15 protein-coding genes are annotated in these 15,051 nt (G+C 36.3%); 10 read left to right on the forward strand and 5 right to left on the reverse strand.

Going from position 1 to position 15,051, the window contains the following annotated elements:
* Positions 1-27 precede the first annotated feature (27 nt).
* Genes V4D30_RS01945 through V4D30_RS01985 form a run of 9 tightly spaced genes read left to right on the forward strand, consistent with a single transcriptional unit; the run spans position 28 to position 9,212 of the window.
* The gene (locus V4D30_RS01945; RefSeq protein WP_353684571.1) at positions 28-2,007 is read left to right on the forward strand and encodes a TonB-dependent receptor; all 1,980 of its coding nucleotides are present in this window, start codon (positions 28-30) and stop codon (positions 2,005-2,007) included.
* Entirely contained in the window at positions 1,995-2,654 is a 660-nt protein-coding gene (locus tag V4D30_RS01950) for a diphthine--ammonia ligase (protein WP_353684572.1), read from the forward strand. The genes V4D30_RS01945 and V4D30_RS01950 overlap by 13 nt, the downstream gene beginning before the upstream one ends.
* Positions 2,648-3,691, forward strand: coding sequence for a nicotinate-nucleotide--dimethylbenzimidazole phosphoribosyltransferase (gene cobT / locus V4D30_RS01955; protein WP_353684573.1), 1,044 nt, complete (start codon positions 2,648-2,650; stop codon positions 3,689-3,691). The genes V4D30_RS01950 and cobT overlap by 7 nt, the downstream gene beginning before the upstream one ends.
* Positions 3,681-4,457: an adenosylcobinamide-GDP ribazoletransferase gene (gene cobS, locus V4D30_RS01960; RefSeq protein WP_353684574.1), complete on the forward strand. Its 777-nt coding sequence runs from the start codon at positions 3,681-3,683 to the stop codon at positions 4,455-4,457. Before cobT ends, cobS begins: the two co-directional genes overlap by 11 nt.
* Positions 4,442-5,923, forward strand: coding sequence for a cobyric acid synthase (locus V4D30_RS01965; RefSeq protein WP_353684575.1), 1,482 nt, complete (start codon positions 4,442-4,444; stop codon positions 5,921-5,923). Before cobS ends, V4D30_RS01965 begins: the two co-directional genes overlap by 16 nt.
* Positions 5,920-6,894 (forward strand): adenosylcobinamide-phosphate synthase CbiB, encoded by a 975-nt coding sequence (gene cbiB / locus V4D30_RS01970; RefSeq protein ID WP_353684576.1) that lies wholly within the window; start codon positions 5,920-5,922, stop codon positions 6,892-6,894. Before V4D30_RS01965 ends, cbiB begins: the two co-directional genes overlap by 4 nt.
* A complete protein-coding gene (cobD, locus tag V4D30_RS01975; protein WP_353684577.1) occupies positions 6,891-7,928 on the forward strand; it encodes a threonine-phosphate decarboxylase CobD in 1,038 nt (345 codons plus the stop codon). The genes cbiB and cobD overlap by 4 nt, the downstream gene beginning before the upstream one ends.
* A gap of 1 nt (position 7,929) precedes the next feature.
* Positions 7,930-8,433, forward strand: coding sequence for a bifunctional adenosylcobinamide kinase/adenosylcobinamide-phosphate guanylyltransferase (cobU, locus tag V4D30_RS01980; RefSeq protein ID WP_353684578.1), 504 nt, complete (start codon positions 7,930-7,932; stop codon positions 8,431-8,433).
* Positions 8,430-9,212, forward strand: coding sequence for a helical backbone metal receptor (locus V4D30_RS01985; RefSeq protein ID WP_353684579.1), 783 nt, complete (start codon positions 8,430-8,432; stop codon positions 9,210-9,212). The genes cobU and V4D30_RS01985 overlap by 4 nt, the downstream gene beginning before the upstream one ends.
* Here the strand turns inward: V4D30_RS01985 and uvrB are convergent.
* Genes uvrB through V4D30_RS02000 form a run of 3 tightly spaced genes read right to left on the reverse strand, consistent with a single transcriptional unit; the run spans position 9,202 to position 12,522 of the window.
* Entirely contained in the window at positions 9,202-11,217 is a 2,016-nt protein-coding gene (gene uvrB / locus V4D30_RS01990; protein ID WP_353684580.1) for an excinuclease ABC subunit UvrB, read from the reverse strand. The two genes, V4D30_RS01985 and uvrB, sit on opposite strands and share 11 nt — an antisense overlap.
* A gap of 9 nt (positions 11,218-11,226) precedes the next feature.
* Positions 11,227-12,198 carry a porphobilinogen synthase gene (gene hemB, locus V4D30_RS01995; RefSeq protein ID WP_353684581.1) on the reverse strand — a complete coding sequence of 324 codons (972 nt, stop codon included), beginning with the start codon at positions 12,196-12,198 and terminating at the stop codon, positions 11,227-11,229.
* A 3-nt stretch (positions 12,199-12,201) separates the two neighbouring features.
* The gene (locus V4D30_RS02000; protein WP_353684582.1) at positions 12,202-12,522 is read right to left on the reverse strand and encodes an iron-sulfur cluster assembly accessory protein; all 321 of its coding nucleotides are present in this window, start codon (positions 12,520-12,522) and stop codon (positions 12,202-12,204) included.
* 89 nt (positions 12,523-12,611) lie between these two features.
* Between V4D30_RS02000 and fdhD the strand changes: the two genes are divergently transcribed.
* Positions 12,612-13,373, forward strand: a complete 762-nt coding sequence (gene fdhD, locus V4D30_RS02005; protein ID WP_353684583.1) for a formate dehydrogenase accessory sulfurtransferase FdhD — start codon at positions 12,612-12,614, stop codon at positions 13,371-13,373.
* On the opposite strand, the gene nth is transcribed toward fdhD, so the two are convergent.
* Complete coding sequence (gene nth, locus V4D30_RS02010) at positions 13,370-14,002, reverse strand: endonuclease III (RefSeq protein WP_353684584.1); 633 nt, start codon at positions 14,000-14,002, stop codon at positions 13,370-13,372. The genes fdhD and nth overlap by 4 nt on opposite strands.
* 1 nt (position 14,003) lies before the next feature.
* Positions 14,004-15,032, reverse strand: a complete 1,029-nt coding sequence (locus tag V4D30_RS02015) for a zinc-dependent alcohol dehydrogenase family protein (RefSeq protein WP_353684585.1) — start codon at positions 15,030-15,032, stop codon at positions 14,004-14,006.
* Positions 15,033-15,051 lie beyond the last annotated feature (19 nt).

Below are 15,051 nucleotides of genomic sequence, written 5' to 3' on the forward strand. Positions count from 1 at the left end.
TCCAACTCCTCGAGGGAGGGATTTGCCATGATTTTCCTTTTTTTTCTTTGTTTTTTCTTACTTTTCTATCAGCCAATCTTGGCAGCTGAAACTCAGCTTGATGAAATCGTTGTAACAGCTACGAGGATTGAAGAGCCTAAAAAGGATGTTCCTTACTCTGTTCAGGTTATAACACAGGAGGAGATTAAAAATTCTACGGCAAAAAATGCTGGAGACTTAATTACAGAATCAGCAATTGGTCATATTCATAAATATCCGGGATTATTAACAAGCAAAATCGGATTAAGAGGATTCTGGACAGACCTTTTTGATGACCTTAAAAGCAGAGTTCTCGTTCTTATAAATGGAAATCGTGCAGGAACAGTAAATCTTGCAACAATACCAATTGATGATATAGAAAGAATTGAGATAGTTAAAGGACCTGCATCAGTTCTTTATGGTTCTTCGGCAATGGGAGGTGTAATTAACATAATCACAAAGCAGGGTAAAGAAGAAGGCATACATGGTTCAGCTGGTATAGAGTCTGGTTCATGGCAGTTCTGGAAAACAAAGGCTGAATTAAATGGTAAGAAAGGAGATTTTGATTTTTATCTCTCTGGAAGCCGTTCTGCAATTGATGACTACTCAGCAAAAAATTATGGGAAAATAGAAAACACTGGCTACAATGATGAATCTTTATCAGCCCGCTTAGGATACAGCTTTTTTGATAAACAACATATATCTTTTGGATTTCAGCATTGGAAAGGATGGAAGATCGGCTCACCTGGAGCAAGATACTCACCAGACCCTGATGATTACAAGGACATTGAAAGAAACAGATTTGATTTAGAGTATAAAACAGAAACCTTAAAAGCTGGATACTACTTTACAAGGGATACAAGAGAAGATTATGAAGGTTCTATAGCAGGGGCTTGGGAAACACCGAATGATATTACCTTAAAAAAGACTACCACACAGGGAGCAAGCATTCAAAAGATATTCTCAATAGATGACCACAGAGTAATAATTGGAGGGCAGTGGGACAGAATAGAGATTAAAAGCTCAAGAAACAAAGGTGCTCCTTACAATCCCAACTCAGAGTATGACAGCTACGGAGTGTTTACTGAAGGTAGATTAAGCTTTTTTAATAAAAAACTTTTTCTTAATGCAGGAGTTCGTTATGACTACTTTGAAAATGAAATACTGCCAACAGAGGGTATTAACAGTTTAAAGCCAAGAAAAGAAAGTCTTGACCATGTAACCATCAGAGGAGGCATTTTATACAAAATCATAGAGAATTTATCAATAAAAGCCAATGCTGGCACTGCTTTTAGAGCACCTGCACCCGATGAGCTCGCAGCTGACTATGTTTCTTCATGGGGAACTCATTATTTAGGTAATCCTAATTTAAAACCAGAAAAAAGTAGGTCCTATGATGTGGGAGTCTCTTATGCAAAGGATTTCCTCAATACAGAGCTTACATTTTTTAATTCAGAGTTCAGGGATAAAATCCTAAGCTATTATGACAGCATTCTTAATGCTCAAACATTTAAAAATGTTTCAGGAGCAACAATTCAGGGTATAGAAGGAAGTATTTCATACGATATTGGATTAAGTAGCGGACTAAGTCTGTCACTTAAGCCTTTTGTTAACTTTACATACCATACGAGATACTCAACTAAAGATGAATCGGAGATTCAAAAATATGGGAAAACTCTTCAATACACACCAAAATGCATAGCTTCGTTTGGAATAATGGCTGGGAAGGATAAATGGGATTTACGATTAATCGCCAACTACAATGCAGATGAGAAGGTTGTTGATTGGAATCCTTCATCTAAAAATTATGGAAAAGTCGTTGATAAAAGCGATTTTACTGTGGTAAATCTTAAAGGTTCATACAGACCAGTAAAAAATCTTGAGTTTACACTGTCTGTGGAAAATCTCTTTGACAGAGCATATGAGTATGTTCAGTATTATCCAATGCCAAGAAGAACAATTACTGGAGGAGTGAGATGGCTATTTTAAGAGCCTTTGTTTCATGGAGCGGAGGAAAGGATAGCTCATTAGCCTGCCACAGGGCAATGAAAAATGGTATTGATGTGGTCTATCTCGTTAATATGCTTTCAGAGCAGGGAGATTTTTCCCGCTCTCACGGACTAAGCTCTCAGCTAATTAAAGCTCAGGCAGAAGCTATCGGCATCCCAGTTATTCAAAGAAAAACAACATGGGAAAGCTATGAAGAGGAGTTTAAAAAAACTCTTTTGCAATTAAAAAAACAGGGAATTGATGCAGGAGTATTTGGTGATATTGACCTTGAGGAGCACAGAGAATGGGTTGAAAGGGTATGTGGTAAGACAGGGATAAAGGCGATTCTGCCATTGTGGAATGAAGAGAGGGAAAAGCTTCTTAAAGAGTTTATAAAATCTGGTTTTAAAGCAATAGTCTGCTCAACAAACTCCTCTTTTCTTGGTAGTGAATGGCTTGGAAGGGAAATTGATTTTGATTTCATTAAAAATTTAAAAGCCTTAGAAAATGTTGATCTGTGCGGTGAAAAAGGAGAGTATCATACATTTGTTTATGACGGACCGATTTTTAAGTCACCTATAAGATTTTCGTTTGGAAAAAAGATAAGGAAAGACAAAAATCTTTTTCTTGAGATATGGAGATGTTAAATCTTGAAGTTCAACCATTAAAAAAAGAGTTTATTCAGATTGCATGGGAAAGGCTTAACAATCTTACAAAACCACCGGGAAGCCTTGGAAGGCTTGAGGAGATTGCAGCAAAGCTTGTTGCTATTTATGAAAATCCGATGCCTGAGATAAAGAAAAAGGCTGTGCTTGTTTTTGCCTCTGATCATGGAGTTACAGAGGAAGGTGTCTCTGCCTATCCAAAGGAAGTTACTGCCCAGATGGTCTTTAACTTTTTAAGAGGTGGAGCAGGTATAAATGTTTTGGCAAGACATGCAGGAGCAGATGTTGTGGTTGTTGATGTGGGCGTGGATTACGATTTTGGAAAGATTGATGGATTAGTATCAAAAAAAGTTGTAAAGGGAGCTGGAAATATTGCAAAAGGAATGGCAATGACTCGCAGTGATGCAATAAAATGTATAGAAATCGGCATAGAACTTGTAAAAGAGTATCACCAAAAAGGTTATAATCTCTTTGCTACTGGAGAGATGGGAATTGGCAATACAACACCTTCTTCTGCAGTTGTAAGCGTTCTTACAAATTCACCGGTTGAGGAAGTTACTGGCAAGGGAACAGGCATAGATGAAGAAACCTTCAAGAGAAAAGTTGAAGTAATTAAAAGAGCAATAAAGATAAACAAACCTGATGCTTCAGACCCTTTTGATGTTTTATCAAAGATTGGAGGGCCTGAGATAGGAGCAATAGCAGGAGTTGTCCTTTGCTGTGCCCATTTAAGGCTTCCAGTTATAGTTGATGGATTTATCTCAACAGCAGGAGCTTTGATTGCTTACTGTATAAATCCATCTGTGAAAGATTACATTTTTGCCTCACACAACTCTGTTGAAAGGGGGCATAAAAAAGCACTTGACTTTATTGGACTTAAGCCTTTAGTTGATTTAAACCTGAGGCTTGGTGAAGGAACTGGTGCAGCAGTTGCCATGACAGTTATTGAAGCAGGGCTAAAAATTTATAGAGAGATGGCAACTTTTGATGAGGCAGGTGTAAGTAAAAGTGATAAATAGATTTCTCATTGCTCTTTCATTTTTAACTGTTTTACCTTTAAAAGCAGAGAAAATTAATGAAAAAAATATTGCAGGCTCAGTTATTTTTTTCCCTTTTGTGGGACTTTTAGAGGGAGCGGTTTCTGTTTTATTGATTAAAGGATTAAACTATATATTCTCGTCTGCTGTTATCTCAATTATTTTACTTTTATTTTTATTTTCACTGAGAGGAATATTTCACATTGACGGAGTTTCAGACACCTTTGATGCTCTCTTTTACAGAGAAACAGGTCAGAAAGAAAAGGACATACAGAGAAGACTTGAAATAATGAAGGATAGCACAGTTGGTGTTGCAGGAGTTGTGGTATCAGTATTTGATATTCTTTGCAGATTTGTTTTTTTTAAAGAACTTATTGAGATAAATCAATTCATGACACTTATTTTTATCTTTACATTTTCAAGGTGGTCAGTAATTCCGTTAATGTATTATGGAAAACCTGCAAAAAACACAGGTCTTGGAGCTATATTTATTGGAAAAATCAATAAAGGTCAGTTTATTCTATCTTCATCCTTGCCTTCGTTTTTACTGATTTACTTTACATTAAAAATTTTTATTTTTTTGCCTCTGGTTGTATTTATACTTTGCATACTTCTAATAATTCTAAAAAAATTCTTTCAAACTAAGTTCAACGGAATAACAGGAGACCATCTTGGAGCTACTGTTGAGATAACAGAGATTGTTTTTATTCTTTGCTTTTTGTTGTCTGTGAGATGGCTAAGTTATTGATGATACAGGGAACATCTTCAAATTGTGGGAAAAGCCTGATTGTTACAGCTTTATGTAGAATTGCAAGGCTAAGAGGTATAAAAGTTGCACCATTTAAAGCCCAGAACATGAGTTTACAGAGTTTTGTTACAGAGGACGGAGGAGAGATAGGAGTTGCTCAGGCAATTCAGGCAGAGGCATCTGGTATTACTCCTTCAGTTCATATGAATCCTGTATTACTTAAACCAGCTGGTGAACAGGGTATTCAGGTTGTTGTTCATGGTAAGCTTTATAAGACTTTGAAATCAGATGATTTTTACTGGGGAAAGAAGAATCTGTGGGAAGCTGTAAAGAAATCACTTGATTATTTATGCAGGGAATACGAATTCTTAGTGATTGAAGGTGCTGGAAGTCCTGCTGAGATAAACCTTCTTGAGAACGACATTGTTAATATGGCTGTTGCAGATTATCTTAAAGCACCTGTTATTATTGTGGGAGATATTGACAGAGGTGGAGTTTTTGCCTCAATTTATGGAACTGTAAAGCTTCTTGAAGAATATGACAAACTTATTAAAGGTTTTATAATTAACAAATTCAGAGGTTACATAGATATTCTTTTACCAGGAATAAAAAAGCTTGAAGAGATGATAAAAAAGCCCTGTCTTGGTGTGCTTCCATATATGGATGAAACCGGAATAGCAGAGGAAGACGGAGTTTCAGCGAGGCTATCAAACTCTTTTTCCTTTAATTCAGATGATGCAGTAAAGATAGTTATTTTAAGACTACGATACATATCAAACTTCAGTGATTTTGAGCCATTGAGATTTGAGCCAGATGTAGAGTTAGTTTATTCATTAAGAAAAGAAGACCTGTTTAATGCTGATGTAGTAATCATTCCCGGCTCAAAGAAAACCTTTGAGGATTTAAAGCTTCTTAGAGAGCTAAAGATTGATGAAACATTGAGGGAGCTTGCAAAAAATAAAGTTGAAATAATCGGAATATGCGGTGGATTTCAGATGCTCGGTGAAAAACTGGAGGACCCTTATATGGTTGAAACTCCTGTCAAGGAGTTTGATGGCTTAGGTATGGTGCCTGTTAAAACAGTGTTTTATCCTGAGAAAATAACCACTCAGGTTGAAGGCTATCTATGTTCTGAGCCTTCAGTGAGAGTTACAGGTTATGAAATTCATAAAGGAGTGAGTTATGGAGAGTTAAATCTCTTCAAAATAAAGAGAAGAGTAACAGATGAGACACTGTTTGATGGATTTTGCTCTGAGAATGTCTGGGGAACATATATTCACGGAGCATTTGAAAGTGATGCCTTAAGAAGATGGCTAATAAACAGACAAAGAACTAAAAAGGGATTAACCCCAATTAATTATACCTTTTCATGGAGAAAGCTTAAAGAATCTTTTTTAGATAGCCTTGCAGAAACAATGGAAAAACATCTTGATATGGATAAAATATGGAAAATATCAGGACTATGAAGATACTTTATGTTGAAAGCTGGACAGTAGCTCTGGCATTTTTAATTGATTTTTTAATCGGAGACCCTAAAAGATACCATCCTGTTGTAGCAATTGGCAAACTCATTAAAAAAACTGAAGAATTTTTAAGAGATATGAAACTCACAGGCAGATTTGGAGGCTTTTTGCTTTTTTTATCAGTAACATTCATTGTTTTCTTATTTTCAATTATTTTTGTTTATTTTTTAGATATTTTAAGCAAACTTTCGCATATTACGTGGCTATTTTCATTTATTTTTCTTGCCATATTCAGCAGTCTCTTTATTGCTTTAAGAGGTCTAATTAATGAAGCTAAGGGGGTAAATAAGCTTTTAGATGAAGGAAATTTAGTTCAGGCAAGGCTTTCACTGAAAGCTCTTGTTGGAAGGGATACAGGGAATCTTTCAGAAGAAAAGATAAGAATAGCAATTATTGAAAGCCTATCTGAAAATCTCTCTGATGCGGTCATTGCTCCATTGTTTTATTTTTTCATTGGTGGTTTTCCTTTTTTAGTTTTATATAAAACTGTGAACACTCTTGACTCAATGGTAGGTTATAAAAATGAAAGATACATAGATTTTGGATGGTTTTCAGCAAAGATGGATGATGTTTTTAACTATATTCCTGCAAGAATAACTGGAGTGCTCATAGTTTTAAGCTCATTTATTGTCGCTGGTTTTTCTTCAGGAAAAAATTCATTAAAGACTATGTTAAGGGATGGGAAAAAACATAGTAGCCCAAACAGTGGAATACCTGAGGCAGCCATAGCTGGTGCTTTAGGAGTAAGACTGGGAGGTCCCAACTACTATGAGGGCATTTTTGTTGAAAAACCCTTTATTGGAGATATTTTAAAAATTGTCAGCCGAGAAGATGTTAATTTAAGCATTAAAATTATCATCACAAGCAGCTTTATATTTATTTCAACATCTATTGTTCTCAGGAGCATTTTATGAGACACGGAGGCGATATTTACACTGTTTCAGAGCTTACAGGAAAGTCTCCATATGAAATCTTAGATATGAGCTCATCTGTTAATCCCCTTCCTTTACCTGAAAAAATAAAGAAAAAGGTTATTGAAAAATTTCCATTTCTCCACAAATACCCTGACACTGAAGCGAGAGCTTTTGTAAGAACCTTATCTGAGCTTTATGATATCCCATCAGAAAAGATTATATGCGGGAACGGTTTAACAGAGCTCATATATCTTACAGTTCAGGCATTAAAGCCTGAATCTGTACTGTTATTAGAACCAACATTCACAGAGTATGAAAGAGCCTGTAAATTCAATGATATAAACGATATTGAGAGAATTTTTTCTCTGAGTAAAGAGAAAATTATTGAAATGCTATGGAAAACAATGAAAGAAAGAAAATATGCAATGGTTTTTATCTGCAATCCCAATAATCCAACAGGATGGCTGATTGAAAAGAGTGAAATCCTGAAACTTGCCTCTCTTTACGAAGATACCATTTTTGTTGTTGATGAAGCATTTATAGATTTTGTTCCAGAGGAAAGTCTTTTCAGAGAAGTATCACCGAATATTATTGTTTTACGCTCCCTTACAAAGTTTTACGGACTTGCTGGATTGAGATTCGGTTATGCTGTTGCTTCCATCCAGATTGTTGAAAGAATAAAAAAATATAGACATCCATGGAGTATAAATAGCCTTGCCCAATTGATAGCAGAAGAAATAATCAGGGATGAAGATTTTAAAAGACAGAGTTATGAATTTTTTAAAAGTGAGAAGGACTTTTTTGAACGATCCCTTAATGAACTTAAACTCAAATACTTTCCATCAGTAGCAAATTTTTATCTCTTTGAAATTCCCAAAAAAGGCGTTTTCCAGTACATGATTGAAAGAGGAGTCCTCATCAGGGATTGTTCAAACTTTTATGGACTCAATGAAAACTTCATAAGAGTTTCTGTAAAGAGCAGAGCGGAGAATGAGAGATTTTTTAAAGAAATGAAAGAGTTTTTAAGGAGTTGATATGATTATTTTTATTCTTGGTGGTATAAAAAGCGGAAAAACAAGATTTGCCCTTAAAGAAGCAGAAATAAACAAGAGGCTTTTCTATATTGCTACAGCAAGAGCTATTGACAATGAGATGAAAGAACGCATTGAAAGACATAAAAAAGAAAGAGGCAGCCAGTGGATTACCATAGAGGAGCCCATAAATTTAATGGAGGCAATTATGAAAATCCCTGAGAACTCTTCAGTGGTAGTTGATTGTCTTACCACATGGCTTACAAATCTTATTATTGAAGGATATGATTATGAGGAGTTCACTGAATCATTTATTGATTCATTAAAAAAAGTTAAAGATAGCATTCACATATTTATCGTAGCAAATGAGGTTGGACTTGGAATAATTCCTGAAAGAGAGCTTGGAAGAAAATTCATTGATATTGCAGGAACTGCAAATCAGAGGATAATGGATATATGCGATAAAGCCTTTTTAATGATTGCAGGAAAAGCTCTAAGAATAAAATGAGGATTCTGGTATCTTTTATAACATTTTTAATTCTCGCGACAACAGGCTTTGCTGAGCCTCAGAGAATTATCTCTCTTGCGCCATCAGTTACAGAGGCAGTTTATTATCTTGGAGCAATTGACAGGCTTGTTGCAGTTTCCAACTACTGCAAATGGCCTCAGGAAGTAACTAAAAAACCAAAAGCTGGAGGTATGATGGATCCATCCTATGAAAAGATACTATCTTTAAAACCAGACCTTGTAATAATTTCAAAGGATGTCACTCCCAAGGAGGTTTACAACAGGCTGGTAGAGCTCGGTATAAAAGTTCATGTTTATGCTCCAGAGACTCTGAAAAACATGCCTGATGAATTAATAAGACTGGGAATTGCAATTGGTAAGGAAAGGGAAGCTAAAATTGTTGCCCGTGAATTTAAAGAAAGCATTAAAAAAATAAAAAAGCCTTTCAATGGACAGAGGGCATTATTTGTAATATGGGCTGAGCCTCTTACAGTTGCTGGGAAATCATCTCACATAAATGAGGTTATGAATCTGCTTGGACTAAAAAATATCGCAGAGACTTCATCAATCAACATAGAGACAGTTATAAAGTTAAATCCAGAGATAATTTTTTTTGGCGCAGGGCATAAAACAGTCTATGAAAGACTTATTTTAAAGTTGAAAGACACGAATGCATTCAAAAAAGGAAACATCTACTTTATAAGTGATAAAATATACCATCTAAGCCCAAGAATAATTGAAGGAATAAGGGAGATGGCAGGTGTAAAAATCAAGAATTAAGCTTTAATCCTAACTTTATCATCTTTTCTTTTATTTTAAATATCCTGTCTCTTATCTCTGCTGCTTTTTCAAACTCAAGATTTTCTGCTGCATGCTTCATTTCTGCTTCAAGCCTTTTTAATGTGTCTTCACTGAGTTCATATTCTTCCACCTCTTCTTTAACAACATCAGGAGTAAAGTAGTCTCTCTCGTAGATTGATGATAGTATATCCTTGATTTTACTCTTTACTGTTTCTGGGACAATACCCATTTTTTTGTTATATTCAAGTTGAATCTTTCTTCGCCTTTCAGTCTCTTCAATGGCTTTTCTCATTGACTCTGTAGTTGTGTCTGCATAAAGAATTACAGTGCCATTTACGTTTCTTGAGGCTCTTCCTGCTGTCTGAATAAGTGATCTCTCAGAGCGGAGAAATCCCTCTTTGTCTGCATCAAATATGGCAACTAAGGATACTTCAGGAAGGTCAAGCCCTTCCCTGAGTAAATTTACTCCAATTAAAACATCAAACTTGCCAAGTCTTAAATCCCTCAGAATTTCAACTCTTTCAAGGGTATCAATATCTGAATGAAGATACTTTGCTTTTATGCCAAGAGTTGTATAGTAGTCAGTCAAATCCTCAGCCATCTTTTTTGTGAGCGTGGTGACAAGAACCCTTTCTCCTTTTTCAACTCTTTTTTGAATCTCATCAAGTAAATCCTCAACTTGATTTGAAGCTGGACGCACCTCAATCTTTGGGTCAACAAGTCCTGTAGGTCTTATAATCTGCTCAACAATTCTGCCACCAGACTTTTCAATCTCATAATCACCTGGCGTTGCCGAAACATATACTACATAATTCATTCTATGTTCAAACTCTTTAAAGGTAAGAGGACGATTATCAAGGGCACTGGGAAGTCTGAATCCATAATCAACAAGCGTTTGTTTACGAGAGCGGTCACCCTCATACATTCCTCCTATCTGAGGAACTGTAACATGGCTTTCATCAATCACTGTTAAAAAATCTCCCTTTGAAGGACCTGCGTAAATGTAATCTATCAATGTAAACGGTGGCTCGCCGGGAAGTCTTCCACTCAGATGTCTTGAGTAGTTTTCAATTCCGTGACAGTGCCCAAACTGACTTAAAAGCTCAAGATCAAAACGGGTTCTTCTTTCAATTCTTTCAGCAAAAAGATTCTCACCTCTGTCTTTGAAATATTTAATTCTTTCTTGCAGTTCCTCTTCTATGGTTTCAACTGCTCTTTTCAGTCTTGGCTCAGGTGTTACCCAGTGGCTGTTTGGTGGAATAAATATTCTTTGAATTCTTTTGAGCCTTCGTCCTGTAAGTGGGTCTATCTCGTATATGGCATCAATTTCATCATCAAAAAACTCAACTCTATAAGCTTTATCAAGGCAGTGGGAGGCATAAATATCAACCACATCTCCTCTTACACGAAAACTTCCTCTTCTGAATTCATTCTCTGCTCTTGTATAGAGAATTTCAACGAGCTTTTTTAACAGTGCATCTCTTTCAGTAATCATTCCTTCTTCAATGTTTATGTGCATTGACATATAGTCATCGGGAGAGCCAATTCCGTATATGCACGATACAGAGGCTACCACTATAACGTCCCTGCGAGTAAGAACAGAAAGGGTTGCAGAATGCCTCATTCTGTCAATGTCATCATTTATCAGTGCATCCTTTTCAATATATGTGTCTGTCTCTGGAATGTATGCTTCAGGTTGATAGTAGTCATAATAACTTACATAGTATTCAACAGCATTGTATGGGAAGAGTTCCTTTAATTCTCCATAAAGCTGTGCTGCAAGTGTTTTATTGTGGGCAATAACAAGGGTTGGTTTGTTTACTTTAGCAATAACATTCGCAATCGTAAAGGTTTTCCCAGAGCCAGTAACACCGAGTAAAACCTGATGCCTGTATCCTTTTTTTATACCATCAACAAGCTGTTTTATTGCTTTTGGTTGGTCTCCCTTTGGTTTAAAGGAAGTTTGAAGTATATATTTATCCATCAATAAATTTTAACTGTTAAGTAATTTTGCTGCCTTTTTTGCAAAATATGTAAGAATAAGGTCTGCACCAGCTCTTTTTATTGCTGTAAGAACTTCCATCATTACAGCTTCTTCATTCAACCAGCCAAGCTGAGCTGCAGCTTTAATCATTGAGTATTCTCCACTTACATTGTATGCAGCCACAGGAACGGAAAAGTTATTTTTCACATCTGAGATAATATCAAGATATGCCAGTGCCGGCTTAACCATTACAATATCAGCTCCTTCTTCAATGTCAAGAGCAACTTCCCTGAGAGCCTCTCTCCGATTTGCCGGATCCATCTGATAGGAGCGTCTATCACCAAAGGCTGGAGCACTCTGTGCAGCCTCCCTGAACGGTCCGTAAAAAGCGGAGGCATATTTTGCTGCATAAGACAAAATAACAACATCACTAAATCCTTCATCATCAAGCATTTTGCGTATTCTCCCCACTCTTCCATCCATCATATCAGAGGGAGCAACAATATCTGCACCTGCCCGTGCATGTGATACTGCTTCAAGAGCAAGCAGTTCAAGGGTAGAGTCATTGTCTATTTTTCCATTTTTTATAATTCCACAGTGTCCATGAGATGTGTATTCACAAAGGCATACATCAGTAATGACAATTAAGTCTGGCAGAGCATCTTTTATTGCCTTTACAGCAGTCTGAACAATACCATTTTCATCATAGGCTGATGATGCCTTCTCATCTTTATGTTCTGGAATTCCAAATAGAATTATTGCAGGAATTCCTAAGGAAAACACATCTTTGGCTGTTTTTACTGCTTCATCAACACTTTCCTGAAAACAATCAGGCATTGAAGAAATAGGATTTTTAACTCCTCTCCCGGGGACAACAAACATGGGATAAATAAAATTCTGAGGGGTGAGGGTTGTCTCCCTCACCATCTTTCTCAGAATCTCAGTTTTTCTCAGTCTTCTTGGACGATGAACTGGGAACATCGCTTATACGCCGCAGGAACCTCCACAGCCTGGTCCACATGAAGGCATTGGACCTTTAAGAATAAATCCTTCCTGTTCTTCATCCTCATAGTAGTCAAGTTCAAGCTCATTGAGTAGATCAAAGGTCTGTTTATCCATAAAGACCCTTAATCCATCTTTTTCCACTACTTCATCACCTTCCTGAGGATTTTCATCAATATCAAGACCGAATGAGGGGCTGCAGTATCCTTCTGCTGAGAATATTCTCAAACCCCAACCTTCTTTGCCCTCCTGCTTAAGGATTGCTTTTGCCTTTTCGGCTGCTTTTGAACTGATACTAAACACAGCTACCTCCTGAAAATTTTTTCTAACTTCAGAATAGCAGTTTTTTAAAATATTTTGCAAGAAAAAAATTAATGAGCTAAAATACAATTATGCAACCACTTGAAAATAAAAAAATAGTTAGAGTTAAACAAGATGAGGCTATAGAAGTGGATGATACTGTGGCTGTGGAAAAAAGAATAAAAATTTATGTAAACAATGAGGAAGTTGTTTCTCTATCTGCTTCTCCTGTGCAGATCAAAGAACTCGTTATAGGCTTTCTTATGACAGAAGATATTTTAAAGGGAGAGTGGTGTCCTGAGAAAATAATTATTGAAGAAAATGAAAAAGAGATTAATGCCAGGGTTGAACTTGAAGGACATGTTTCTCTTGATGGTAAAACAATTACCTCAGGATGTATGAGTTCTGTAAGTTTTTTAAGTGATGTAAAAGGTAGCATTGATGATGATCTGAAAGTCGGGCAGAATACTTTATTTCGTCTCTTTAAAGAGTTTCAGGAAAAATCAAATCTTTATAGAACAACAGGATGCATTCATGCTGCAGCACTGGCAGATGACAGAGAGATTTTATTTATTGCAGAAGATGTAGGTAGACATAATGCAGTGGACAAAGTAATTGGATGGGCATTGCTCAATAGAGTGGGCTTTAAAGGTAAAATTATGCTCGTAAGTGGACGGATTTCTTCAGAGATGGCACTGAAAACTGCAAAATGGAAAATTCCCATAATTGTAAGCAGAACAGCCCCTACTTCTCTGGCAGTAGAAATGGCTCAAAAAGTCAATTTAACAGTAATAGGTTTTTTAAGAGGCAACAGATTTAACATTTACAGCAATCCTGAAAGGGTAGCTTTTTAAATCCCGCTACTTGGACAGATATCATTTAATGGACATATTTTATGCTGTGGTGCTTTAGCTTTGCAGATTTCTCTTCCAAGCATTATGAGCAAGTGAGAGAGTTTTCCCCAGTATTCACGAGGTGTTATCTCCATTAAATCCTGTTCAATTTTGTCAGGGTCTGTATTTTTGGTAAGGCCTAAAAGCTTTGAAATTCTTTTTACATGGGTGTCAACAGCCACTCCTTCATTTATTCCAAAGGCATTCCAAAGCACGATGTTTGCTGTTTTTCTGCCAACTCCTGGAAGTGTAACAAGTTCATCCATTTTTTTTGGCACTTCTCCGTTAAATTTTTCAATTAATTCCTTTGCAAGGTTTTTTATATATTTTGCTTTGTTTTTATAGAAGTTAATGCTTTTTATGTCATTTTCAAGCTCTTCAATGGAAACATTTGCATAGTCACGAGCTGTCCTGTATTTTTTAAACAGATTTTCAGTAACCCTGTTTACGTTTACATCTGTGGTTTGAGCTGAAAGTATTGTTGCCACAAGTAAGTCAAGGGCAGTATTAAAATTGAGTGCTGTTTTTACATTCGGATATCTTGAATCAAGCCTCTTAATTATTTCTAAGACTTTTTCTTTATTGTTCATTTTATCCTCCAATCCTTAAAACTTTTGCCCCTCTTATTTTTCTTTGCTTTATCTCTTTGATTGCTTTGTTTGCTTCAGAAAAGGTATATATTTCAATCTCTGGCTTTATTGGAATTTTTGAGGCAATGTGAAGAAACTCCTGAATGTCTTTTCTCGTGATATTAGCCACAGTTTTAATCTCTTTTTCAAGCCATAAATCTCCTGAATACTCAATGTTCAAAAGTTCATTTTTATCAATTTCCTCTTTTCTTATTGCGTTTATTACGAGCCTGCCTCCTGGTTTAAGATGTTTAAGCACACTTACAGGTGGCTTCCATACTGGAGTTGTATCAATTGCAGAGTCAAGTTTTTCAGGAGGATTTTCATCAAAGTTTCCAGCCCAGTATGCACCCAGTTCCATAGCCAGTTGTCTTTCTGGAAGTGTTCTTGAAAATACGAAGATTTTTGTATCAGGATGTAGAAATTTTACCATTTTCAAAACAAGATGTCCTGATGCTCCAAAACCCACAAGACCAATGTTTTGCATGTTTTCAGGATTTGTAAGCTTTAAAGCTCTATAACCAATTGCACCTGCACAGAAAAGTGGGGCAACCTCTTCAAAATCAAGATTTTCAGGAATATGAAAAGCAAAATTTTCGTTAATTTTAAAATACTCTGCATATCCACCATGAGCATCCTTTCCTGTTGCTTTGAAGTTATTGCATAAATTTTCCAGTCCCTTTAAACAATACTCACACTTACCGCATGCTGAATAAATCCATCCTGCACCAGCTTTGTCACCAATTTTGAATTTTTTCACTTCTCTGCCAGTTTCTATAACTTCACCTGCAATCTGATGCCCTGGAATTATCGGTAAAAATGAGGGAGCTGCTCTTCCTTCTATTTCATCAATTTCAGTGTGACAGACTCCACAGGCATGAACTTTTATAACTACTTCACCTGGTTCAGGTACAGGATTTTTCATTTCAATGAGAGTTAAAGGATCGTTATCTCTGATTTCAGTTATTTCAGCTATGACCCATGCTTTCATAGAAAATATTATATTACAC

The sequence above is a fragment of the Thermodesulfovibrio sp. 3907-1M genome, assembly GCF_040450955.1.
Lineage (GTDB): Bacteria > Nitrospirota > Thermodesulfovibrionia > Thermodesulfovibrionales > Thermodesulfovibrionaceae > Thermodesulfovibrio > Thermodesulfovibrio autotrophicus.

What these genes read in the sequence shown, in the direction of transcription:
- cobD (WP_353684577.1), top strand. Translation starts at nt 6,891, where the DNA reads ATGAGACACGGAGGCGATATTTACACTGTTTCAGAGCTTACAGGAAAG.
- hemB (WP_353684581.1), bottom strand. Translation starts at nt 12,198, where the DNA reads ATGTTCCCAGTTCATCGTCCAAGAAGACTGAGAAAAACTGAGATTCTG.
- cobT (WP_353684573.1), top strand. Translation starts at nt 2,648, where the DNA reads ATGTTAAATCTTGAAGTTCAACCATTAAAAAAAGAGTTTATTCAGATT.
- V4D30_RS01945 (WP_353684571.1), top strand. Translation starts at nt 28, where the DNA reads ATGATTTTCCTTTTTTTTCTTTGTTTTTTCTTACTTTTCTATCAGCCA.
- uvrB (WP_353684580.1), bottom strand. Translation starts at nt 11,217, where the DNA reads ATGGATAAATATATACTTCAAACTTCCTTTAAACCAAAGGGAGACCAA.
- cbiB (WP_353684576.1), top strand. Translation starts at nt 5,920, where the DNA reads ATGAAGATACTTTATGTTGAAAGCTGGACAGTAGCTCTGGCATTTTTA.
- V4D30_RS01985 (WP_353684579.1), top strand. Translation starts at nt 8,430, where the DNA reads ATGAGGATTCTGGTATCTTTTATAACATTTTTAATTCTCGCGACAACA.
- nth (WP_353684584.1), bottom strand. Translation starts at nt 14,002, where the DNA reads ATGAACAATAAAGAAAAAGTCTTAGAAATAATTAAGAGGCTTGATTCA.
- fdhD (WP_353684583.1), top strand. Translation starts at nt 12,612, where the DNA reads ATGCAACCACTTGAAAATAAAAAAATAGTTAGAGTTAAACAAGATGAG.
- cobU (WP_353684578.1), top strand. Translation starts at nt 7,930, where the DNA reads ATGATTATTTTTATTCTTGGTGGTATAAAAAGCGGAAAAACAAGATTT.
- V4D30_RS01965 (WP_353684575.1), top strand. Translation starts at nt 4,442, where the DNA reads ATGGCTAAGTTATTGATGATACAGGGAACATCTTCAAATTGTGGGAAA.
- V4D30_RS02015 (WP_353684585.1), bottom strand. Translation starts at nt 15,032, where the DNA reads ATGAAAGCATGGGTCATAGCTGAAATAACTGAAATCAGAGATAACGAT.
- V4D30_RS01950 (WP_353684572.1), top strand. Translation starts at nt 1,995, where the DNA reads ATGGCTATTTTAAGAGCCTTTGTTTCATGGAGCGGAGGAAAGGATAGC.